We start from the raw sequence: 22,176 nt of genomic DNA, 5'->3' as shown, positions 1-22,176 counted from the left end.
CGACCCTTCAAATGGACCAAGACCGCCGACCAGATCCTCGACCGCATCTGCCGATACTGCGACAGGATCTCCGAACCAGATCACTAGGGCCTGTCAGTCCTGCCGGTCGAAGTCGAAGAGCTGGCCCGCCGCGTCCGGTGCGCACGGCGCCTGGGCGAGGCGGGACCAGGCGGCCGAGCGGTCGCCGACGACGGTGACGCAGCTGCCGGGGGTCGCGGAGCCGACCGGGACGATCCGGTAGCCCTCGACCGGGGTGCCGTACGCCTCCAGGGCGAAGGACTCGACCCGGGCCGGGTCGCCGCACACGTCGTCCTCGTACGCGGCGTCGGGTATCCGGCCGCCGGAGGGTATGCCGGAGCAGCCGAGGCCGAGGTCGGGGTGGTCCGAAACGATCCTCCACCGGCCGCCGCCCGCCTCCGCCAGCGAGTAGCGCGGCAGGCCCGCGGCGGCGCACGGCACCTGGAGGACCTGGCCGGTACGGTTGCCGCGCCGCTCGCCGAGGCAGAACTCGGTGCCGGTCACCCGGATGCGGACGTCTCCGGCGGCAGGTGCGGTGGGGGTACGGGGCGGGTGCCCGGCGCGTCCGTCCCGCAGGAAGGCGACGACGCTGAGGCCGGCGAGCACGAGCCCGGCGAGGGCGACGGCGACGACGAGTCCGCGCCGTATCCGGGAGCCCGCCCCGGGGCGGGCTCCCGGATACGGCGCGCCGCCGGGCCCGGGGACGGCCTCTTCGGCGACACCGGGCCAGACGGGGTCCTCAGCGGGCTTCCGTGCCTCCCCCGGCGTCATCCGCGCCTCCCCTTCCACCGGACAGGGTCGGGACGTGTCCGGGACGGCCCCAAGCCTTATTGACGGTCCCAAGCCTTGTTGAAGTCGCGCCGGGGCTCAAGAGGGGAATCGGGCAACGGCTCGGTCAGAACACCGACTCCGCCTCGCGCATGCGGTCCTCCGGGACCGTCTTCAGCTGGGTCACGGCCTCCGCCAGCGGCACCATCTCGACGTTCGTGCCGCGCAGTGCCGTCATCCGGCCGAAGTCGCCGCGGTGCACGGCCTCCACCGCGTGCCAGCCGAAGCGGGTGGCGAGCACCCGGTCGTACGCGGTCGGCGTGCCGCCGCGCTGGACGTGGCCGAGGATGACGGGCCGGGCCTCCTTGCCGAGGCGGCGCTCCAGCTCGTACGCGAGGGCCGTGCCGATGCCCTGGAAGCGCTCGTGGCCGAACTGGTCGATCGCGCCCTTGCCGTAGTTCATCGTGCCCTCGGCGGGGTGCGCGCCCTCGGCGACGCAGATGACGGCGAACTTCTTGCCGCGGGAGAAACGCTCCTCGACCATCTTGACCAGGTCGGCCGGGTCGAAGGGGCGCTCGGGCAGGCAGATGCCGTGGGCGCCGCCGGCCATGCCGGACTCCAGGGCGATCCAGCCGGCGTGCCGGCCCATGACCTCGACGACCATGACGCGCTGGTGGGACTCGGCGGTGGTCTTGAGCCGGTCCATGGCCTCGGTGGCGACGCCGACGGCGGTGTCGAAGCCGAAGGTGCGGTCGGTGGAGGAGATGTCGTTGTCGATGGTCTTGGGGACGCCGACGACGGGCACACCGGCCTCGTGGAGCATCCGGGCCGCGGTGAGCGTGCCCTCGCCGCCGATCGGGACGAGCGCGTCGAAGCCGCTCTTCTCGATGAGCTCCTTGGCGTTGTCGCAGGCGGCGCGGAAGCGGTCGCGCTCCAGGCGGGAGGAGCCGAGGATGGTGCCGCCGCGGGCGAGGATGCCGCTGACGGCGTTGAGGTCGAGGGCGCGGTAGCGGCCGTCGAGGAGGCCCGCGTAGCCGTCCTCGAAGCCGATGACCTCGTCGCCGTAGTGGGTGACGGCCCGGTGCACGACCGACCGGATCACTGCGTTCAGGCCGGGGCAGTCGCCGCCTGCGGTGAGAACTCCGATGCGCATCGTGCTTGGTCTCCTGCTCGGTCGCGGTCCGTTATGAGCCACCGCAATTCTCACACGCGGCGCCTGAGGGGCGCGCTCGTCGTCCGTCCGCGCGTCCCTGGGGGCGGGCTCGCGGGGACGGGCGGGCGGACTCGTGGGGACGCGCGGGCGGGCCTGCGGGGTGACGCGGCCGGGCTCGCGGGGGCCTTTCGTCCCCGGTTTCCGGGCCCTTCGTCCGGCGGGCGACTTAACTATCCGCAGGGGTATTGTCAAGGGGGTAATGCCGCCCTATCGGGGCTTTCTGAGCACTGTCGATTGACGCACGGGCCGTGGACGGGTGCCACGAGGGCACCGCTCGGCCCCTTCCGCAGGACTGGACAGGAGACCACGGCGTGACGCGCAGCGTGTACGTGACCGGGATCGACCGCGGTGACGGCCGCCAGGTCGTCGAGCTGGGAGTCATGGAGCTCCTCACCCGCCAGGTGGACCGGGTGGGCGTGTTCCGGCCACTCGTGCACCACCGTCCCGACCGGCTCTTCGACCTGCTGCGCGCCCGCTACCGGCTCACCCAGGACCCGTCGACGGTCTACGGCATGGACTATCACGAGGCCTCCGCGCTCCAGGCCGAGCGGGGCACCGACGAGCTGGTCTCCCAGCTCGTCGACCGCTTCCACGCCGTCGCCCGCGACTACGAGGTCGTCCTGGTCCTCGGCACCGACTTCGCCGCGACCCAGCTCCCCGACGAGCTCGCGCTCAACGCCCGGCTCGCGAACGAGTTCGGCGCCTCCGTGATACCGGTGGTCGGCGGCAAGGGCCAGCCCGCCGAGTCCGTACGGGCCGAGGCGCGCAACGCCTTCCGGGCGTACGACGGGCTCGGCTGCGACGTGCTCGCGATGGTCGTCAACCGGGTGGCGGGCGAGGACCGCGAGGTCATCGCCGAGCGGCTCGCGACCCGGCTCCCCGTGCCCTGCTACGTCCTGCCGGACGAGCCGGCGCTCGCCGCGCCCACGGTCGCCCAGATCACCCACGCCCTGGGCGCCTCCGTCGTCCTCGGCGACGACTCGGGGCTCGCCCGGGACGCGCTCGACTTCGTCTTCGGCGGCGCCATGCTGCCGAACCTCCTCAAGGCGCTCACCCCGGGCTGTCTCGTCGTCACCCCCGGGGACCGGGCCGACGTGGTCGTCGGCGCGCTCGCCGCGCATTCGGCCGGCACCCCGCCGATCGCCGGTGTGCTGCTCACCCTGAACGAGCGGCCCGGCGAGGAGATCCTGACCCTCGCGGCCCGGCTCGCGCCCGGCACGCCGGTCATCTCGGTGCCCGGCAACAGCTTCCCGACGGCGGCCGAGCTGTTCGCCCTGGAGGGCAAGCTGAGCGCGGCGACCCCGCGCAAGGCGGAGACCGCCCTCGGTCTCTTCGAGCGGCACGTGGACACCGCCGACCTCCTCAAGCGGGTCTCGGTGGCGCGCAGCGGCCGGGTCACCCCGATGATGTTCGAGCACGAGCTGCTCGAACAGGCACGGGCCGACCGGCGCCGGGTGGTGCTGCCCGAGGGTACGGAGGAGCGGGTGCTGCGCGCCGCGGACGTGCTGGTCCGCCGTGACGTCTGCGATCTGACGCTGCTCGGCGACGTCGAGGCCATCCGCAAGAAGGCCGCCGACCTGAGCGTGAACCTGGACGACACGCAGCTGATCGACCCGCAGACCTCGGAGCTGCGCGACGCGTTCGCCGAGAAGTACGCGGCGCTGCGGGCCCACAAGGGCGTCACCGTCGAGCTGGCGTATGACGTCGTCTCGGACGTGAACTACTTCGGCACGCTGATGGTGCAGGAGGGTCTGGCCGACGGCATGGTGTCGGGGTCGGTGCACTCCACGGCGGCGACGATCCGCCCCGCCTTCGAGATCATCAAGACGAAGCCGGGAGCGTCGATCGTCTCCTCGGTGTTCTTCATGTGCCTGGCCGACAAGGTCCTCGTGTACGGCGACTGTGCGGTCAACCCGGATCCGAACGCCGAGCAGCTCGCGGACATCGCCGCCCAGTCGGCGGCGACCGCGGCCCGCTTCGGGGTGGAACCGCGGATCGCGATGCTGTCGTACTCCACGGGCACCTCGGGCTCCGGCGCGGACGTCGACAAGGTGCGGGAGGCGACGAAGCTGGTCCGCGAGGCGCATCCGGAGCTGCGGATCGAGGGCCCGATCCAGTACGACGCGGCCGTCGAGCCGTCCGTGGCGGCGACGAAGCTGCCGGGTTCGGAGGTGGCGGGTCAGGCGACCGTGCTGATCTTCCCGGACCTGAACACCGGCAACAACACGTACAAGGCCGTGCAGCGTTCCGCCGGCGCCGTGGCCGTCGGCCCGGTGCTCCAGGGTCTGCGCAAGCCCGTGAACGACCTCTCGCGCGGCGCGCTCGTCAGCGACATCGTCAACACGGTCGCCATCACGGCGATCCAGTCCCAGATCCCCGCCCCGGCCCAGGAGCTCCCCGCATGACCGGCACCCCCACCCGTGTCCTCGTCCTCAACTCCGGCTCCTCGTCGGTGAAGTACCAGCTGCTCGACATGCGGGACGACAGCCGCCTGGCGCAGGGGCTCGTGGAACGGATCGGCGAGGAGACCTCGCGGATCGTGCACACCCCGCTCCAGGGCGGCGAGAAGCGGGAGAAGAACGGGCCGATCGCCGATCACGCGGCCGCGCTGAAGGCGGTCGCCGAGGAACTGTCGGCGGACGGTCTGGGGATGGACTCCCCCGAGCTGGCGGCGATCGGCCACCGGGTGGTGCACGGCGGGCTGCGGTTCACCGAGCCGACGGTCATCGACGACGAGGTGCTCGCCGAGATCGAGCGGCTCGTGCCGGTGGCGCCGCTGCACAACCCGGCGAACCTCGTGGGCATCCGTACGGCGATGGCGATGCGTCCCGACCTGCCGCAGGTGGCGGTCTTCGACACGGCCTTCCACACGACGATGCCGGAGTCGGCGGCGCGGTACGCGATCGACGTGGAGACCGCCGACGCGCACCGGATCCGGCGGTACGGCTTCCACGGCACCTCGCACGCGTACGTCTCGCGGGAGACGGCGCGGCTGCTCGGCAAGGAGCCGGAGGAGGTGAACGTGATCGTGCTGCACCTGGGGAACGGCGCCTCGGCCTCGGCGGTGCGGGGCGGCCGGTGCGTGGACACCTCGATGGGCCTGACACCCCTGGAGGGCCTCGTCATGGGCACCCGCTCGGGCGACATCGACCCGGCGGTCACCTTCCACCTGAAGCGGGTGGCGGGCATGTCGACGGACGAGATCGACGTGCTCCTGAACAAGAAGTCGGGTCTCGTGGGTCTCTGCGGCGACAACGACATGCGGGAGATCCGCCGGCGGATCGACGAGGGCGACGAGCGGGCGGCGCTGGCCTTCGACATCTACGTGCACCGGCTGAAGAAGTACATCGGCGCGTACTACGCGGTGCTCGGCCGGGTGGACGCGGTGGCGTTCACGGCGGGCGTCGGCGAGAACGCGGCGCCGGTGCGGGCGGCCGCGATCGCGGGCCTGGAGGAGCTGGGGCTCGCGGTGGACGCGGACCTGAACGCCGTACGGTCCGACGAGGCCCGCGTCATCTCGCCGGTCTACGCGCGGGTGGCGGTCGCGGTGGTGCCGACGGACGAGGAGCTGGAGATCGCGCGGCAGAGCTACGCACTGGTGTCCGGAGAAGTGAACGCCTGAGCGGACCCGCGCCCATTTGTATTTTCCACCAGACGGAATATTCCGCAGCGAAACAAACCGATAGGATCCGCCTCATGCGCCGTTCCAAAATCGTCTGCACGCTGGGCCCCGCCGTCGACTCGTATGAGCAGCTGAAGGCTCTCATCGAGGCCGGTATGAACGTGGCCCGATTCAACTTCAGCCACGGGTCCCAGGCGGAGCACCAGGAGCGGTACGACCGCCTCCGGCAGGTCTCCGCGGACATCGGGCGCGCCGTCGGCGTCCTCGCCGACCTCCAGGGTCCGAAGATCCGTCTCGAGACCTTCGCCGAGGGACCGGTCGAGCTGGTGCGCGGTGACGAGTTCACCATCACCATCGAGGACGTCCCGGGCGACAAGTCGATCTGCGGCACCACGTACAAGGGTCTGCCCGGCGACGTGGCCAAGGGCGACCAGGTCCTCATCAACGACGGCAACGTCGAGCTGCGCGTCGTCGAGGTCGACGGCCCCCGGGTCAAGACCATCGTCGTCGAGGGCGGCGTGATCTCCGACCACAAGGGCATCAACCTGCCCGGCGCGGCGGTCAACGTGCCCGCGCTCTCCGAGAAGGACGTCGACGACCTCCGCTTCGCCCTGCGGATGGGCTGCGACATGGTCGCCCTCTCCTTCGTCCGCGACGCCAACGACGTCAAGGACGTCCACAAGGTGATGGACGAGGAGGGCCGCCGGGTCCCCGTCATCGCCAAGGTCGAGAAGCCGCAGGCCGTGGAGAACATGGCCGACGTCGTCGCCGCCTTCGACGCGGTCATGGTGGCCCGTGGCGACCTCGCGGTGGAGTACCCGCTGGAGAAGGTCCCGATGGTGCAGAAGCGCCTCGTGGAGATGTGCCGCCGCAACGCCAAGCCCGTCATCGTCGCCACCCAGATGATGGAGTCGATGATCACCAACTCGCGGCCGACCCGCGCCGAGGCGAGCGACGTCGCCAACGCGATCCTGGACGGCGCGGACGCGGTCATGCTCTCGGCCGAGTCCTCGGTCGGCGCGTACCCGATCGAGACCGTGAAGACGATGTCGAAGATCGTCGCCGCGGCCGAGGAGGAGCTGCTCTCCAAGGGCCTCCAGCCCCTGGTCCCGGGCAAGAAGCCGCGCACGCAGGGCGGCTCCGTCGCCCGCGCGGCCTGCGAGATCGCGGACTTCCTCGACGGCCAGGCGCTGATCGCCTTCACGCAGTCCGGCGACACCGCGCGCCGCCTCTCGCGCTACCGCACGCAGCAGCCGATCCTCGCCTTCACGACGGACGAGGGCACCCGCAACCAGCTCACCCTGAGCTGGGGCGTGGAGTCCTTCCTGGTCCCCTTCGTGGAGACCACGGACGCCATGGTCGACCTGGTGGACGCCGAGCTCCTCAAGCTCCAGCGCTACCACGCCGGCGACACCATGATCATCACGGCCGGCTCGCCTCCCGGCGTCCCGGGCACGACGAACATGGTCCGCGTCCACCACTTGGGCGGCGCGGAGAGCACGTGATCTCCCTCAAGGGATAAACGCGGTGGGCCGCACCCTCTCTGAGGGGGTGCGGCCCACCGCCGTTCCAGGTCAGTCGTCGTCTTCCTCTCCTGGGTCCGTCGACTCCAGCCTTTCCAGGAGGAACCTCAGATCGTGCCGCTCGTAGGCGATCTCGAGGATGCGCACCATGGCGGGCACTCCCGCCTCCCTGGTGATCACAAGGTCGGGGCAGTGGAACTGGAGACGGTCGTACTCATCCGGCTCACTCTCCATCCACCGCTGGATCGCCCCCAGCGTGAGCATGGTGGCGCTGTACCGGGTCCCGTCCCTGAGCGTGACCAGGACGTCGACGTTGTCGACGGTCGCCTCGTCGTCCTCGGCACCCAGCATGAACACCGCGTCGAAGTGCGGCGTCCTGACGAGATGCAGCGCCTCACCCATAGAGCTTCTTCAGTCGCTTGATCACACTGTCCTCATTGCCCTTGTCGGCCTTGGCCACGATCAGCCAACCATCCTCAGCCTTCTTGACGAAGAGCCTGGCGCCCTTCTTCGAACGGAAGTAGATGATTCCCGTACCGGTCAGGCTCTTGTACTCCCCACCCGGCATGTTGCCCTCCGCAAGCCGGGCGAACATGTTGTCGAAGTCGACCTGAAGCTTCTCGTTCCGGGTGGCTTCCTTTGCCGCTTCCACCAGGCCCTTGTCGTCCCCGATGGCAGACCGCATGCAGACCGAGGGCTTGACACCCGCGGCGGCAGCCATGGTCGTGGCCTCCACACGCATGGCGAAGGCCCCCATCAGGTCGCCTGCGAGGCTCAGCAGACAGGAGCCTCCGGCACCCGCCGCCTTCGTCTGCTCGATGACCTTCCGAAGCCTGTCAAGAGTGTGCTTGGCCGTTACGGACTTATCGAGGAACCTGGCTATGCCACCACCGACCTTGACGATGGCGCCGGCTACGGCTGGGATCTTGCCGACGAGAGCGGCGAAGCTCACTGCGTTGACCAGCGTCCACAGGCAACCTTCGACGTCGCCTTCGACGAAACAGGCCTTGGCGTCGGTCCAGCCGACCAAGTCGAGGAGGACCTGACCGCCATTGGCGACGACCCAGTCCAGAACGTCCTGGCCCGCCAGGGCTTTGGCAGCCCGGAACTCGTCCACGCAGACCTGCCCGCACGCGGCCAGCAGGAGCACCTCCTCGTCTCCGCTCAGGTCAGCACCGGTCTCCACAGTCCCGGCATTCAGCCTGGCCGCCCTCGCAGCGGCGTCACGCTGACGCTGCTCCTCCTCCGCGCGGTCCGCGGCCTGATCCGCCTCGGTGGCATACGTCTCGGCGTTGCTCGCGGCTGTCTCGGCTGTGACGGCGTCGGCTTCCGCCACAGTGGCGACTCCTTGTGCCGTCGAGGCATCGGCCTCCGCCGCGTCGGCGGCGTTCCGGGCACCGGCAGCGTCCTTCTCCGCCTCGGTGGCGGCGCTATCGGCGGCCGCCGCTTCCGCGGCAGCCTCCCCTGCGGCGACCTTGGCCTTGAGGGCGTCCTCATTAGCCTGACGGTCGTACTCGACGGTGTTGGCCTCGGCCTTCTTGGCGGCGTCCGCCGCCGCCTTGGCATCGGCGGCTGAGGCCCGGGCCTGCTCCAGTGACACGGCCGCCTTGGCAGCCCAGTCCGCGGCACGCGCGGTCGCTTCCGCAGCCGCCTTGGCATCGGCACCCGCTTCGGCGGCAAGTGCGGCTGCCGTGGCTGCGGCGCGCTTGGCCTGCTCGGCCTTGGCCTGGGCCAAGGCCGCTTGCTGTTCTGCGAGGGTCTTGGACGACTGGCCCACGAGCACGGCCAGGCCGGCCGAGGAATCGGTCTCCTTGTAAGGCGATCCGAGTTCGATCGCGTCGTTGGCCGGTTTGACGACCTGCGCCGCCGAGTCTCGTGCCGCCAGCGCCGCTTGAGCGGTGGCGTAGGCAAACCCAGCAGCGCGGATCGAGGACGCCAGGGCCATGGTGGCCTCATCCTGGGCAGCAGCCGCCTCCTGGCGAGCTTTCACCGCCTTGGCTGCGGCTTCCCGGGCCAGCACCTCCGCGCTCTTCACGTTCTGAGCGGCGGCATCGGCAGCGTCAATCGCCTCGGCCGCGGAAGCGTGGGCCTTCTTCACGGCCGCGCCCGAAACAGCCGCCGCAGCAGTCGCCGCGTCGGCGGCGGCCTGCGATCGAGCAGCGGCTCCTTCGGACCTCGTGGCAGCGGCCCTAGCGTTCACCGACGCGGTTGTGGCCTCGTTCGCGGCAGAGCGCGCTGACGCAGCGTGCGTAGAGGCCTCGTTGGCAGCCGTGCGCGCCTCGGCTGCGGCCTGACGCGTCTCCGCAGCCGCGGCAGTACCCTCAGCTGCCGCAGCCGCCGCCTCCAAGGCATGCGCACGTGTCTCGGCGGCCTTCTTCTGTTGCTCGGCGGCCAATGCGGCGTCCTGCGCTTCGAGAGCACGAACCGATGCCTGGACCGCTTCAAAGCTCTTGGAGTCAGCCGTCTCCCCCGCTGTCTGAGCGGCAGAGAGAGCAGCGGCAGCTGCCTGACGCTCCTGTACCGCCTTCGCTTCGGCGGCATCGGCTTTTGCCCTCTCGCTGTCCGCTCGGCGCCGCTCAGCGGCGGCGATGTCGCGCCCGGCCTCCGCCTTCTCCCTCTTGGCCTTCGCATCCGCAGCGGCCGTCTTCGCCGATGCCTCAGCGGCCTCCGCCTTCGCCTGCGCGGCCTTCGCCTTCGCGGCGTTGTCCGCCGCCAGTTTCGCCTGCAGCGCCACGCCCTCTGCTGCGGCCTTGGCCTGCGCCTCGGCCTCCTCGGCGGCCTTGCGGCGGAACTCGGCCTTCGAGGCGTGCGCCTGCGTCTCGGCCAGTGCCATCAGGGTCTTGCTGTCCGCCGCGGACGCGCGGGTGGCGTTCGCCGCCGTCTCGGTCGCCTTGAAGGCCGCCTGCGCGGCGGCGGCGGACGCCTTGGCGACCTGTACGGCCTGCTGCCCGTACATCAGGCCGCGGCCGCGCGGCAGGCCGGCGGCGTCGGCGACGGAGTACGCCTCGATCTTGGCCTCGTCCGCCCGTGCCGCCTCCTCCTGCGCCGCGAGGGCGGCGCGTCCGGCGACGAAGACCCGGCCCTGGGCCCGCTCCCGGGCGCGGGCGATGTTCGTCTTGACCTCCGCGAACTCGGCGGCCGTCGGATAGAAGTCCGTCGAGCTCGGGGACTGCCTGACCCAGTGGGCCTGCCAGTCGGTGAGCCGGCTCGCGATGAGGGACTGGGCCAGCGCCTCGGCCATCGCCTGTGAGGCCACTCCCAGGTGCCGGGAGGCCTTCGCCTCGGCATCCATGATCACGGCCCGCTGCGCCTTCTGGCCGGACAACTCGTTCTGCCATTCGACGGAGGCCTGGGCGACCTCGGGACCCAGCACGTTGTACGGGTCCAGCGGGTTGTGCGTCGTGCAGGAGGCGAACCGCGCCTTGAGCGCCTCGACGTCGAGGCGGAACTCCATGGTGTCCGGCCCCGGCGCGGTCGTCGGGAAGCCGCCGTGCTGGAGGAAGATGCGCGCGTCGTCCGCGTACATCGGGTGCATGAAGCTCATCTTCCACTTCAGTGCGTCCAGCGCTGCCCAGTCCTCGTGGCGGTCCTCGGAGTAGCGGGCCGCGGCGATCGCGTTGACCGCGTCCACCGACTCCTTGCTCGCGACCGGCGTCTGGTCCGTGAAGTAGATGTCGGACTCGGTGGAGAAGTACAGCGCACCCAGACCGGCCATCACTCCGGTGGTGTAGAAGGGGTTGTCCTCAGTTCCGATCTCTTCGAACCCGGCGACCGTGTAGCCGGGCGGAGTGGTCTGCGGCGGGATCAGCAGGGACCGTTCCCAGACCTCGTCCCGGGCCCCCAGTTCACTGCCCTTGGCGTTGTTCCACGCGTTGTCCTTGTCCCAGGCGATGGCAAGGGGGGTGTTGCCGTCCTGCCACCGTTGACTCACGGCTGCGGCGTGCAGTTCGGCTTCGGTGCCGTTCAGTCCGCTCCTGGACAAGGCCTTCAGTTCCTGCCCGCCCCTGCGGAGCGTCAGGTTGAGCAGACACTGCTCAGCGCGCACCCTTGCGGCGGCGTCGAAGTCGAAGGGCTCGTTCCCGGGCACGTCGGCCAGGGCGGCGACGGGGGCCATGGGCTCCGCCGTCCGGGGCAGTTGGTTGCTCGTAAAAGCCACAGCGAGCGCGGTGGTCAGGGCGGTGGCGCTCAGCAGCCGCGTCCATCTGAGGGAGGCGCGGCGGCCGTCCGGAGGCGCGTACATACGCATGGTGGGTCAACCGTTCTCGTACGGAATGGCGGAAGGGGAAGGGGACGCGCCTCAGAAGAGGTGGTCGAAGGCTGCCCAACCGCCGGTGCCGATCTGCACGCGAGGGGCGAAGGGAGCGGCGGGGTTTCCGGTGCCCTTGAAGAGCCAGAGCAGGCCGGCCGTGTCCGCGGCGATCAGGTCGGTCCTCCCGTCGCCGTTGTTGTCGCCTGCGGAGACGATCAGCTTGTGGACGTTCCAGCCGGTGCCCACGGTGATGCGCGCCCCTAGGACCCCGTCCGCCACGTAGTTGCCGGTGCCGGGGTAGAGGTAGAGCGTGCCGTCCGAGTGCCGGGCGATGAGGTCGGTGTTGCCGTCGCCGGTGTAGTCGCCGCGGCCGACGAGTGCGGTCATGGCGCCCCAGCCGCCGCTGCCGATCCGCATACGGGGCTGGAGCACGCCGTCGGGTCGGGCCGCGTAGAGCCAGAGCGTGCCGTCCGTGTGCCGGGCGACGAGGTCCGGTTCGGCCGTCCCTCCCATGTTGCCCACGGAGACCAGTTGGTCGTATATCTGCCATCCCCCGCCGACGACCTTGGTGTCGTTGCCGTGCTCGGCGGTGTAGTAGAGCGTGCCGTCGATACGGTGGTACAGGTCATTGCCCTTGCCGGCCTCGGAGACGTTGGCCTGCACGATGGCGTCCGCCTCGGCCCAGCCGCCTCCCATGTCGACCATGGGCTGGAAGCCTCCCGTGCCCTTGGGCTCGTAGTCGTACAGCCGGCCGGACTTACGGGCGAAGAGCGGGAACATGACCGGGCCGGGTGCCGCTTGGACCTGCTGGGCAACCACCGTTTCGGTGTCGTCGGTCCAGTGAAAGGAAGGTCTCGTAGCTACGAACAGCGCGGCCAGCATGGCGCTCAGGACGGCCACGCAGATTCCCGCCCGATGTAGTGGGCGGTTGAGTTGGCGAAGCATAGGTGTGATGGGTCCTCACAGGGTTTACCTGCGCAGACGCAAGGAGGATCTCTGCACGACGGCCGCCCCCCGACGCCCGCACGCTGAGGTCGATCGGCGTCAACACCCATCAAAATAGAACTCTAGTTTGATTCTGTGAAGATTGTTTCAAGCCCTTGTGAACGCGTCGTGGCCCGCACTCTGCATCAGTGCGGGCCACGACGTACGACTCCCGGATGGTGCCCGGGGTTCAGCTGGGCTCGATCGTGTTGTGGAGGCCGGGGACCGTGAGGGTGCCGCCGAACTGGCCCGCCTGTATCACCGTCACACTGGTGAAGACGGCCCACGGCACGTCAAGCGGCGGCGGGGTCTCCGGGGTGAAGGTGACCGGGATGAGCCCGAAGAGGTTGCCCTTCAGGGACTCCGTGTACATGGTGACCGTGCCGTCGGTGATGGTCGAGGTCTTGCCCGGGGTGGAACGGACGTGACCCGAGAGCCCCTCCGAGTGGACCGTCGTCTGGTGCAGGTCCTTGATGTTGACGTTGCTGGCGGTGAACTTCAGGACCTTCTTGATCTTGCCGCTGCCGGTCTTCACCTCGACGATGCCGTGGTATTTCAGGCCGATCAGTTCGAGCCTCGTACTGTCCAGTCGCCACGGATCGTCCGGGAGCAGCGGAAGGCCGGGCTCCAGATCGGCCGCGGCCAGCGCCTCGGGGTCCGGCTCGGGGCACGGGAAACGGGGCTTCGCCCCGTCGGGTATGTCCGTGTCCGGCTTGGCGTCGAGGCCCTTGGCGCTCTCGGGGAGCTCCTCGACCTGGGCACCGGCCTCAGCGGCGGCCTTCTCGATCGCCGTCTTCGTCTTCTGCGTGGCCTCGTCCACTGCCTTCGGCTTCGCGGGCGCGGAGGGCGCCTCGGTGGCCGGCGCCTTGTCGGCGGGGGTCTCCGTCGGGGTGGGCGCGGCCGTGGTCGGTGCCGTGGTGGGCGTGGGCGTGGCCGTCGGCGTCTTGTCCGGGCCGTCGAAGAGGTCCTTCAGGGCGTCGCCCAGGCCCAGCGGGTCCAGCGGGTTCTTGGACTTCGTCGGCGAGGGGGTGGCCGTGGGAGTCGCGGCGGGCGCGGGTGCGGTCGTCGCGTGCTGCTGCAGCGTCTGCGGCGCGGCGGTCTGTCCGCCCTGCGTCGCGGTGGGCGTCGGGGTCGCGTCCGGCGTCGCGGTGGCGGAGGGCGTGGCGGTCGCCGTGGCGGTGTCCGTCGGCGAGGCGCCGGCGGTGGGCTTCGCGCTCTCCGTCGGGGTCGCCGTCTCCGTCGCGTCCGGCGTCGGCTCGTCCGAGCGCGTCACGCAGGGGCCCGGGGCGAAGGGGATGTCCTTGCTGTCCGCGAGGGCGAGCTTGGGCGTGAGGCCCATGCCCACGAACACCGCGGTCGGCATGGCCGCCAGGGCCATCGCCCGCCCCGCGGGTCCCTGGATCCTGTTCAGCAGCGACTTGCGCGGGGCCGCGTGCCGCGGGCCCTCCTTCGCGAGCGCCGACTGATTCTCGTCACCCCGCACTGTTCCTCCCGCCGTTGGCGTCGATCGTCGTTTCGGTCGCCTGGTGCTCCGCCTCGCGCTGCTCCGGGAACGCGGCCTGCTCCGCGTACGCGGCCTGCTCCGGGATCACGGCCGCGGGCACGACCTCCGTCTCGGACTCCGCGCCTGCCTCGTCCGAGGTCTCAGGCCGGCTGTCGTCCTCTTCTGCGCCCTCGGCCTTCTCGACCGGGCGCGCGGGCGCCCACGAGGCGGACATGGCGCCACCGATGAGGGAGAACAGGAATCCGATGACGAGGCCACCGAAGTTCGACACCGGGATGGAGACGAGTGCCAGGACGATCGCCGCGACACCCGCGAACACCCGGACCATGGGCTGGAACCACATCGTCAGTCCGAGCGTGATGAGCAGGACGCCGATGATCAGCGCGCCGGCACCGGCGGTCGTGGCCAAGGCGAGCGTGATGTTGCCGAGCCGCAGGTCTCCGTACGGGAGGTAGGCGATCGGTACGCCGCCCAGGATGGTGAACAGTCCCGCCCAGAAGGGCCTGGTCTGCCGCCAGACCTTGAACCGGTTCTCCTTTACGGGGACTTCGCGGGAGGCGGGGATCTCGGCGCTCATGGAACAGCTCCCTGGAAGCGGTGTTGCTGAGAAAGATGAAGAAGGAACCTGGCGGGTGGGACCGCGCGCGGCGGCCCCACCCTCCGGAACGGATCGGTCCTTATGGACCGGCCGGTCCTAGTAGCACTCGTCGACGCCCTTGGACAGCGACAGGTGCAGGCCGGGCAGCTTGAAGGTGCCGGCCGTGGTGGCCCAGGCACGCTGCTTCACGCTCGTCAGCGTCGCCGTCTCGGCGCGCTGGCCGAAGCCGTAGGGGTTGGCGGCCGTGTTCGGCTGGATGCCCGGCTTGCCCGGGACCTGCTGGCCGCCGAACTCGTTGAGCTTGCCCGCGGCGACGCCGATGTCGATGTGCTTGAAGTAGGCGTCGGCCTGGAGGTCGGAGACATCGAGGTAGATGTCCGACGCGATGACCTTGTCCTTGTCATCGCCGGTCTCGGCGGCCTTGGTGCCGGCCGTCAGACGGAGGGTGACCGAGTCGTTGATGAACGGCACCTTCGGCGTCACCACGGACTGGCACATGTTGGTGATCTTGGCCGTGGAGAAGCCGGACACCGCGACGGGCGCGGCGAGGTCCGAACCGTCGAGCTTCTTGCCCGTGTCCACGCTGCCGTACTGGACGAAGTTCGTGCCCTCAAGGCTGTCAGCACTGACCTTGAACTCCTGGCCGGAGATGCTGAAGGACGCGGCGAGCGCGCCCTGGGCCAGGCCGACACCGATCGCGGCCGTCGCGGCCACGCTCGGGACCATGACGAGGGCGAACCGCTTCCATCTGGTTCCGCCACGAACCTGGGACATCATGAGAATTCCTCCTTCTCGGACGTACATCTCCGGAGGGACCCTGGGGGCCACCCTGGGATGGGAGAAGAGCTACGTCCTCGGGAAGGAGAGCGCCGAGGCATCAGGCGGCGCGATGCGCGTCCGAATCACCGGCGATCACCCCCGAGCGACAACCATGGGTCGCGCCTTCGAACGCGACCTGATTTGGACAGGCCCCGTTCGGTGAGAGCGGGAACCCCCCTGTCCACGACCGGTGCCGGAACACCGGTCCACTCGGTGGGGACCCTCGCCGCTTCCCGGTTGGTTGCCGGGGTGGTGCGGTTCGGACCGAGCGTCGCCGATCGTGGTCCATTCCGGCCCCCCGCACAAGGGGGTTCGTTACTGGCTAGTAACGGGTGGATAACCACGTCATGGCGGGGCGGGACCGAACGGGCACGCTGGGTACGTTCGAGCGACGGGGAATGTCAGGAGATCATCGGATGAATCAGGACAGAACGCCGGGTTCGATTTACTGCAAGTAACAGCGGCCGCGATTACCAAGTTTTGGTAAAGCGCGGCCGCGTTTTGTCACCCTGCTGCCAAATCGTCAGACGATCCGGCGCCCGCGGAGGCCTAGAACAGCACCCGGGCGAGAGCCTGCCGGGCCGCCGTCACGCGCGGGTCGTCGGCGCCGATCACCTCGAACAGCTCCAGGAGCCGCAGCCGAGCGGCGTTCCGGTCCTCGCCCGCCGTGCGGCGCACGGTCTCGACGAGGCGCCCGAAGGCGTCCTGCACATGACCGCCCACCAGGTCCAGATCGGCGGCGGCGATCTGCGCGGCGACATCGGCCGGATTGTCCGCCGCCTTCTTGCGGACGGCACCGGGGTCCAGATCCTGCACCCGGGTGAGCAGTTCGGCCTGCGCCAGGCCGAGCTTGGCCTCCGGGTGGGCCGGGTCGTCGGCGAGCACGTTCTTGTACGCCTGGACGGCACCCGCCAGGTCGCCCGCGTCGAGCGCCGACATGGCCGCTTCGAGGAGGGCGTCGTACGGGCCGGCCTGCCGTGCGGCGGGGGCCGAGGCATCGGCGTCCGCGTCCACGGCGATGCCGGTGAGACCGAAGCGCTCCTCGCCGACCTGGATCAGCTGGTCGAGGGTCTCCCGGATCTGGGCCTCGGGCACCGCGCCCTGGAACAGCGGCAGCGCCTGACCGGCGACCACCGCGAAAACGGCCGGAATTCCCTGGATGCCGAACTGCTGCATCAGCATCTGGTTGGCGTCGACGTCGATCTTCGCGAGCAGGAAGCGGCCGTTGTACTCGACGGCCAGACGCTCCAGGAGGGGGCCGAGCTGCTTGCACGGCTCGCACCACTCGGCCCAGAAGTCGAGGACGACCGGAACCTCGGCCGAGCGCTGGAGCACATCGCGCTCGAAGCCGGCCTCGTCGACGTCGATCACCAGGGCCGACGGGGGCACCGCGGCGGAACCACCCTGCCGGGCGGCTTCGGCGCGCACCTGCTCCGCCTTCGCCTTGGCCTCTCCGGCCGCCTTCACCGCGGCGAGGTCGACGACGCCGCTCATGGACATGTTTCGGGGCTGCATGGATACATCCTCCCCCTTTCGCGCGCGTAACCGGTAAGCCATGGCTGAACCGTGCCGTCCGCGCATCTCCCGCCGGTGTGCGAGACGCGCGTACGACACGGTTCTTCTGTCTTCGTCGGCACCGGATCCCCACCCGGTACCTTCTTGTCGCACCGGGTCCCCACCCGATGCTGCGGTTGTCGCTCAGGCCGCTCAATGCCTTTCGCTACGGGTCGTAGCGTAACTCCGGGGACGGAGCCCGCGGGAGGGCGCGGGCCCGATCCGTACGGTGAACTGCCTCACATCACCGGCCTCTGGCGGTATACCTACCGGCGGGTATGGTCGCTTTCCATGTGTAGCCGCACCAACCTCCGCAATAGCCGTACCGGGCGCCCCCGCTCCACCGAGGCCGACACGGCCATCCTGGAGGCGACCCGTGCGGCCCTGGTCGAGCTGGGCTGGTCCAAGCTCACGATGGGGGACGTGGCCGGCCGCGCCGGGGTGGCGAAGACGACCCTGTACCGCCGGTGGGCCAACAAGAACGAGCTCGTGGTGGACGCCGTGGCCGTCCTCTTCGATGAGCTCGAGATGCCGGACCTTGGTTCCCTCCAGGCCGACATCGAGCACGTGGTGCTGCAGTTCGCGGCCCTCCTGGAGCGGCCCGAGACGAAGACGGCCCTGATGGCCGTGGTCGCCGAGTCGACCCGGGACGAACCGCTGCGCGAGCGCATCCGCGCCTCGATAGTCGACCGCCAGAAGCGGCTGGTCCTGGCCGGCCGCGAGCGGGCGCAGCAGCGCGGCGAACTCCCGGAGGGCCGCGACCCGCTGGCCGTGGACGCCACCGACGACCTGATCTTCGACGTCATCGCGGGCGCGGTCGTGCACCGCGCGCTCGTCAGCGCGGAACCGGTGGACGGCCCCTGGGTGGCCCGTCTCTCCGCGCTCCTGGTGGGCGGCCTGGGCGCGGCGGCGGCGACCGGCGGCTGAACGGGACACCGCGGCGGCGACCGGCGGCTGAACGGTGCCACGCGCGGCGGCCACGGCCTGAGCGGGGAGACGCTGCGGCCGCGACGGGCTGAGCGGGGAGACACGGGGGCGGCCACCGGCTGAGCGGGAGTCGGAGAACACGGCAGGGGCGGTACGGGAGTTCCCGTACCGCCCCTGTCGTCTTCCGTGCGGGGATCAGAAGCCCGGGGGCTCCGTGTAGACGCCCCACTCGTCGCGCAGTGCGTCGCAGATCTCGCCGAGGGTGGCCTCGGCGCGGACGGCCTCCAGCATCGGGGCGATCATGTTCGAGCCGTCCCGGGCCGCCTTGAGCATCGCGTCGATCGAGGCGCGGACCTTGGCGTCGTCTCGGCGCCCCTTGCGCTCGCCGAGGACGCGGACCTGCTCCCACTCGACCTCGTGGCTGACCCGCAGGATCTCCAGGTCGCCGGTGACCGAGCCGTGGTGGACGTTGACGCCGACGACCCGCTTGTCGCCCTTCTCCAGGGACCGCTGGTACGTGAAGGCGGACTCGGCGATCTCGCCGGTGAACCAGCCGTCCTCGATGCCGCGCAGGATGCCGGAGGTGATCGGCCCGATCGGGTGCCGGCCGTCCGGGTGGGCGCGGCGGCCGCGCTCCTTGATCTGGTCGAAGATCTTCTCGGCGTCGGCCTCGATGCGGTCGGTGAGCTGCTCGACGTACCAGGAACCGCCCAGCGGGTCGGCGACGTTGGCGACGCCGGTCTCCTCCATCAGGACCTGCTGGGTGCGCAGCGCGATCTCGGCGGCCTGCTCGCTGGGGAGCGCGAGGGTCTCGTCGAGGGCGTTGGTGTGGAGGGAGTTGGTGCCGCCGAGGACGGCGGAGAGGGCCTCGACCGCGGTGCGCACGACGTTGTTGTACGGCTGCTGGGCGGTGAGGGAGACACCGGCGGTCTGGGTGTGGAAGCGGAGCCACTGGGCCTTGTCGGTCTTGGCGCCGTAGACCTCCTTCATCCAGCGGGCCCAGATCCGGCGGGCGGCGCGGAACTTGGCGATCTCCTCGAAGAAGTCGAGGTGCGCGTCGAAGAAGAAGGAGAGGCCGGGGGCGAAGACGTCGACGTCGAGGCCGCGGGAGAGGCCGAGCTCCACGTAGCCGAAGCCGTCGGCGAGGGTGTACGCGAGCTCCTGCGCGGCCGTCGCTCCGGCCTCGCGGATGTGGTAGCCGGAGACGGAGAGCGGCTTGTACGCGGGGATGTTCGCCGCGCAGTGCTCCATCAGGTCGCCGATGAGGCGCAGGTGGGGCTCGGGCTCGAAGAGCCACTCCTTCTGCGCGATGTACTCCTTGAAGATGTCGGTCTGGAGCGTGCCGTTGAGCACGGCCGGGTCGACCCCCTGGCGCTCGGCGGCGACGAGGTACATGCAGAAGGCGGGCACGGCCGGGCCGCTGATCGTCATGGAGGTGGTGACGTCGCCGAGCGGGATGTCCTTGAAGAGGACCTCCATGTCGGCGGCGGAGTCGATGGCGACGCCGCAGTGGCCGACCTCGCCGAGGGCGCGGGGGTCGTCGGAGTCGCGGCCCATGAGGGTCGGCATGTCGAAGGCGACGGAGAGGCCGCCGCCGCCGGCGGCCAGGATCATCTTGTACCGCTCGTTGGTCTGCTCGGCGTTGCCGAAGCCGGCGAACTGGCGGATGGTCCAGGTCCGGCCGCGGTAGCCGGTCGGGTGCAGACCCCGGGTGAAGGGGTACTCACCGGGCCAGCCGATGCGCTCGAACCCCTCGTAGGTGTCGCCGGGCCGGGGCCCGTAGACCGGCTCGACGGCGTCGCCGGAGAGCGTGGTGAAGTCGGCGTCCCGCTTGCGGGCCTTGTCGTAACGGGCCTGCCAGCGACGGCGGCCTTCCTCGATGGCGTCAGCGTCCATGCTTCGAATTTACTAGGACGTCCTAGTAAATGTCGATGGCAACGCCCCGCACATATGTGCGGGGCGTGTGGGTTACGCGTTCACCGGGGTCGGCTGCGCGCCGCTGACCAGCGGAAGCGTCTCCGCGACGACCTTGCGCTCGACGAAGAACGCGGCCGTCGGGATGGTGCCGGAGACCAGCACCCAGATGAGCTTGCCGAACGGCCACTTGGCCTTGGAGCCCAGGTCGAAGGCGAAGATCAGGTAGATGATGTAGAGGACGCCGTGGATCTGGGAGACCACGAGGGTCAGGCCCTCGCCGACGCCGAAGCCGTACTTGGCGACCATGCACGCGCAGAGGATGAGCAGCATGACGGCGGTCACGTAGGCCATGACGCGGTAGCGGGTCAGCACGCTGGGTTTCATGCCGTCGAGCGTAACGGCACGATCCGGGCGATCTTCGCGGGGGTCGGGGTGCCGTCAGCCCTCGTCGAAGTCGCCCGCCGCGACCCGCAGCGGGCGCAGCATCGCGAAGATCTCCGCGCACTCCTCGGTGTCGTACGCGCCGAGGCCGAACTCCATCTCCATCAGGTCGCGGGTCGCGGCCTCGACCACCTCGCGGCCCTTCTCCGTGATGGAGGCGAGGGTGCCGCGGCCGTCGTTGGGGTTGGGCCGCTTCGCGACGAGACCCGACTTCACCAGGCGGTCCACCGTGTTCGTCACGGAGGTCGGGTGGACCTGCAGCCGCTCGCCGATCTTGGACATCGGCAGCTCGCCGGCCTTCGAGAAGGTCAGCAGCACCAGCGCCTCGTAGCGGGCGAAGGTCAGCCCGTACGGCTTGACCACGGCGTCCACCTCGGCCAGGAGGATCTGGTGGGCGCGCATGATCGAGGTGATCGCGGCCATCGAGGGGACCGGGCCCCAGCGCTTCTGCCAGAGCTCGTCGGCTCGGGCGATGGGGTCGAAGGGAAGACTGAGCGGCTTGGACACCCGTCGACCATACCGACTGGTCATATGCCGGTCAGCCCCGTCTCGCCTTTCGGTCGTCGCCCCCGGTCGCCCCGGTCGCCCGCAGCTCGACGGCGGCGGCGAGCAGGCAGAGCGTGCCGAGGACGCCCGTGCCCGCGACGACCGTGTGCACGGGGGCGAACTCGGCCGCGGCCCCCGCCCCGGCCATGCCGACGCCCTGGACGGTCATCATGCCCGCGGTCATCAGGGTCATGGCCCTCCCCCGCTGCTCCTCGGGGACGGCGGCGACGAACCAGGCGTCGAGGCCGAGGGTGTACGCGCCGGTGGCGCCGGCCAGGAAGAGGGCGACGGCCGCGAGGGCGAGGCCCGGCCGGGGGCCGTACAGGAGGTACGGCACGACGCTTGCGACGGCGAGCGGCAGCACGATCCGGGAGCGGGTCGCGGTGGACAGGAACGATCCGGCGAACAGCTCGCCCGCGATGGTGCCGACGGGCAGCGCGCACATGAGGAGGCCGAGGGCCGCGGTGGAGACGCCGATCTCGTCGGCGTAGGGGGCGGCGAGGGCCTCGGGGACGACGGCGAAGAGCGGCGGCACCCAGAACATCAGCATCAGCGCCCGCACGCGCCGGTTGCGCAGCACGGCGAAGGTGCCGGAGAGCCCGCTCGCGGCCGCCGCGGCCCTGGCCGGGCGGCGGGCGGTCCCGAGGCGCAGGAGCAGCGCGGAGGCGAGGAAGGTGCCCGTGGTGACGACGAGGGCGCCGCGCGGCGGGACGAGGGTGAGGAGGACGCCGCCGGCGGCGAAGCCGGTGAGGAGGGCGCTCTGCGAGACGATCCGCAGCAGCGAGCGCCCGAGGACGAAGAGGTCGCCCTCGCCGAGGATGTCGGCGAGGGTCGCCATACGGGTGCCGTTGAAGACGGGCGAGACGACGGCGACGGCGCAGCGCAGCAGGAGCAGGACGGCGACGGGAGTGGCGGGCGCGACCATGAGCGCGACGCAGCCCGCGCAGACGAGGTCGCAGACGACGAGGATCCGCCGGGGCGGAAGCCGGTCGGCGAGCCCGGCGAGGAGGGTGCCGCCGAGGAGGTAGGGCAGGAACCCGAGCGCGAAGGTGAGGGAGGAGAGGAGCGGCGACTTCGTCAGGTCGTACACGAGCACGGTGAGCGCGAGCTCGCTGACGACGACCCCGAGCAGCGAGAACAGATGCGCGACGAACACGAACCGGAACTCACGGACGGCGAAGACGGCCCGGTAGCCGGGTCGGGGGGCGTCCACCGCGACGGGCGCGGCATCAGGGCCAGGGGCCCCGGCGGGCGCGGTGCCCCTCGCCGGGGTCGGCGCGGCGGCGACAACCGCGACGCGCGCGGGGACCGCTGCGGCCTCGGGGCCCCCGGGCGCGGTGGTGTCTGCGGCCACGGGCTCGGTGGTGTCTGCCGCCACGGGCGCGGTGGTGTCTGCCGCCGCAGGTGCGGGGGCGGAGGGGTGCGCGGGCGCCGGTGGCGGCGTCCTGGGGGTGTTCTCGGGCATGGGCGCAGCCTGCCCGGCGCCGGGAGCT

At 70.6% G+C, this 22,176-nt stretch carries 17 protein-coding genes; 4 read left to right on the top strand and 13 right to left on the bottom strand.

Features of this window, described 5'->3' with window-relative positions:
• Nucleotides 1-93 precede the first annotated feature (93 nt).
• Together ACZ7HT_RS23035 and ACZ7HT_RS23030 are read right to left on the bottom strand one after the other, a co-directional pair.
• Nucleotides 94-789: an RICIN domain-containing protein gene (locus tag ACZ7HT_RS23035; protein WP_471168816.1), complete on the bottom strand. Its 696-nt coding sequence runs from the start codon at nucleotides 787-789 to the stop codon at nucleotides 94-96.
• 124 nt (nucleotides 790-913) lie between these two features.
• The gene (locus ACZ7HT_RS23030) at nucleotides 914-1,939 is read right to left on the bottom strand and encodes an ATP-dependent 6-phosphofructokinase (RefSeq protein WP_471168813.1); all 1,026 of its coding nucleotides are present in this window, start codon (nucleotides 1,937-1,939) and stop codon (nucleotides 914-916) included.
• A gap of 371 nt (nucleotides 1,940-2,310) precedes the next feature.
• On the opposite strand from ACZ7HT_RS23030, the gene pta reads away from it, so the two are divergent.
• The 3 genes from pta (at nucleotide 2,311) to pyk (ending at nucleotide 7,126) form a co-directional block, all read left to right on the top strand.
• Complete coding sequence (gene pta, locus ACZ7HT_RS23025; protein WP_471168810.1) at nucleotides 2,311-4,404, top strand: phosphate acetyltransferase; 2,094 nt, start codon at nucleotides 2,311-2,313, stop codon at nucleotides 4,402-4,404.
• Entirely contained in the window at nucleotides 4,401-5,621 is a 1,221-nt protein-coding gene (locus ACZ7HT_RS23020) for an acetate kinase (protein WP_471168807.1), read from the top strand. Before pta ends, ACZ7HT_RS23020 begins: the two co-directional genes overlap by 4 nt.
• A 74-nt stretch (nucleotides 5,622-5,695) precedes the next feature.
• Nucleotides 5,696-7,126: a pyruvate kinase gene (gene pyk, locus ACZ7HT_RS23015; RefSeq protein ID WP_471168804.1), complete on the top strand. Its 1,431-nt coding sequence runs from the start codon at nucleotides 5,696-5,698 to the stop codon at nucleotides 7,124-7,126.
• A gap of 69 nt (nucleotides 7,127-7,195) precedes the next feature.
• On the opposite strand, the gene ACZ7HT_RS23010 is transcribed toward pyk, so the two are convergent.
• From ACZ7HT_RS23010 to ACZ7HT_RS22980, 7 genes are all read right to left on the bottom strand, one after another.
• Nucleotides 7,196-7,546 (bottom strand): hypothetical protein, encoded by a 351-nt coding sequence (locus ACZ7HT_RS23010; RefSeq protein ID WP_471168801.1) that lies wholly within the window; start codon nucleotides 7,544-7,546, stop codon nucleotides 7,196-7,198.
• The gene (locus ACZ7HT_RS23005; RefSeq protein WP_471168799.1) at nucleotides 7,539-11,258 is read right to left on the bottom strand and encodes a hypothetical protein; all 3,720 of its coding nucleotides are present in this window, start codon (nucleotides 11,256-11,258) and stop codon (nucleotides 7,539-7,541) included. The genes ACZ7HT_RS23010 and ACZ7HT_RS23005 overlap by 8 nt, the downstream gene beginning before the upstream one ends.
• A 183-nt stretch (nucleotides 11,259-11,441) precedes the next feature.
• Nucleotides 11,442-12,293 carry an FG-GAP repeat domain-containing protein gene (locus tag ACZ7HT_RS23000; protein ID WP_471168796.1) on the bottom strand — a complete coding sequence of 284 codons (852 nt, stop codon included), beginning with the start codon at nucleotides 12,291-12,293 and terminating at the stop codon, nucleotides 11,442-11,444.
• A gap of 274 nt (nucleotides 12,294-12,567) precedes the next feature.
• The gene (locus tag ACZ7HT_RS22995; protein WP_471168793.1) at nucleotides 12,568-13,860 is read right to left on the bottom strand and encodes a hypothetical protein; all 1,293 of its coding nucleotides are present in this window, start codon (nucleotides 13,858-13,860) and stop codon (nucleotides 12,568-12,570) included.
• The gene (locus ACZ7HT_RS22990; protein WP_471168790.1) at nucleotides 13,850-14,458 is read right to left on the bottom strand and encodes a DUF6114 domain-containing protein; all 609 of its coding nucleotides are present in this window, start codon (nucleotides 14,456-14,458) and stop codon (nucleotides 13,850-13,852) included. The genes ACZ7HT_RS22995 and ACZ7HT_RS22990 overlap by 11 nt, the downstream gene beginning before the upstream one ends.
• A gap of 117 nt (nucleotides 14,459-14,575) precedes the next feature.
• Nucleotides 14,576-15,256: a DUF6230 family protein gene (locus tag ACZ7HT_RS22985; protein ID WP_471168787.1), complete on the bottom strand. Its 681-nt coding sequence runs from the start codon at nucleotides 15,254-15,256 to the stop codon at nucleotides 14,576-14,578.
• Between the two features lie 591 nt (nucleotides 15,257-15,847).
• Nucleotides 15,848-16,813 carry a tetratricopeptide repeat protein gene (locus tag ACZ7HT_RS22980; protein ID WP_471168784.1) on the bottom strand — a complete coding sequence of 322 codons (966 nt, stop codon included), beginning with the start codon at nucleotides 16,811-16,813 and terminating at the stop codon, nucleotides 15,848-15,850.
• Between the two features lie 330 nt (nucleotides 16,814-17,143).
• Here ACZ7HT_RS22980 and ACZ7HT_RS22975 point away from each other — a divergent pair, with 330 nt between their 5' ends.
• On the top strand, nucleotides 17,144-17,779 hold the full coding sequence (locus tag ACZ7HT_RS22975; RefSeq protein ID WP_471168782.1) for a TetR/AcrR family transcriptional regulator: 636 nt from the start codon (nucleotides 17,144-17,146) through the stop codon (nucleotides 17,777-17,779).
• Between the two features lie 195 nt (nucleotides 17,780-17,974).
• Here ACZ7HT_RS22975 and ACZ7HT_RS22970 read toward each other — a convergent pair whose 3' ends face one another.
• The 4 genes from ACZ7HT_RS22970 to ACZ7HT_RS22955 all read right to left on the bottom strand — a co-directional run bounded on the left by ACZ7HT_RS22970 (nucleotide 17,975) and on the right by ACZ7HT_RS22955 (nucleotide 22,148).
• The gene (locus ACZ7HT_RS22970; protein ID WP_471168779.1) at nucleotides 17,975-19,675 is read right to left on the bottom strand and encodes an acyl-CoA mutase large subunit family protein; all 1,701 of its coding nucleotides are present in this window, start codon (nucleotides 19,673-19,675) and stop codon (nucleotides 17,975-17,977) included.
• Nucleotides 19,676-19,747: 72 nt separating this feature from the next.
• Complete coding sequence (locus tag ACZ7HT_RS22965) at nucleotides 19,748-20,080, bottom strand: DUF3817 domain-containing protein (protein WP_471168776.1); 333 nt, start codon at nucleotides 20,078-20,080, stop codon at nucleotides 19,748-19,750.
• A 54-nt stretch (nucleotides 20,081-20,134) separates the two neighbouring features.
• Nucleotides 20,135-20,644, bottom strand: a complete 510-nt coding sequence (locus ACZ7HT_RS22960) for a MarR family winged helix-turn-helix transcriptional regulator (RefSeq protein ID WP_471168773.1) — start codon at nucleotides 20,642-20,644, stop codon at nucleotides 20,135-20,137.
• Nucleotides 20,645-20,675: 31 nt separating this feature from the next.
• The gene (locus tag ACZ7HT_RS22955; protein WP_471168770.1) at nucleotides 20,676-22,148 is read right to left on the bottom strand and encodes an MFS transporter; all 1,473 of its coding nucleotides are present in this window, start codon (nucleotides 22,146-22,148) and stop codon (nucleotides 20,676-20,678) included.
• Nucleotides 22,149-22,176: the final 28 nt, after the last annotated feature.

Source organism: Streptomyces sp. NPDC037410, assembly GCF_055602235.1.
Note: the sequence above shows the minus strand (reverse complement) of the source record. Positions and strands in the feature narration are given on the sequence as shown.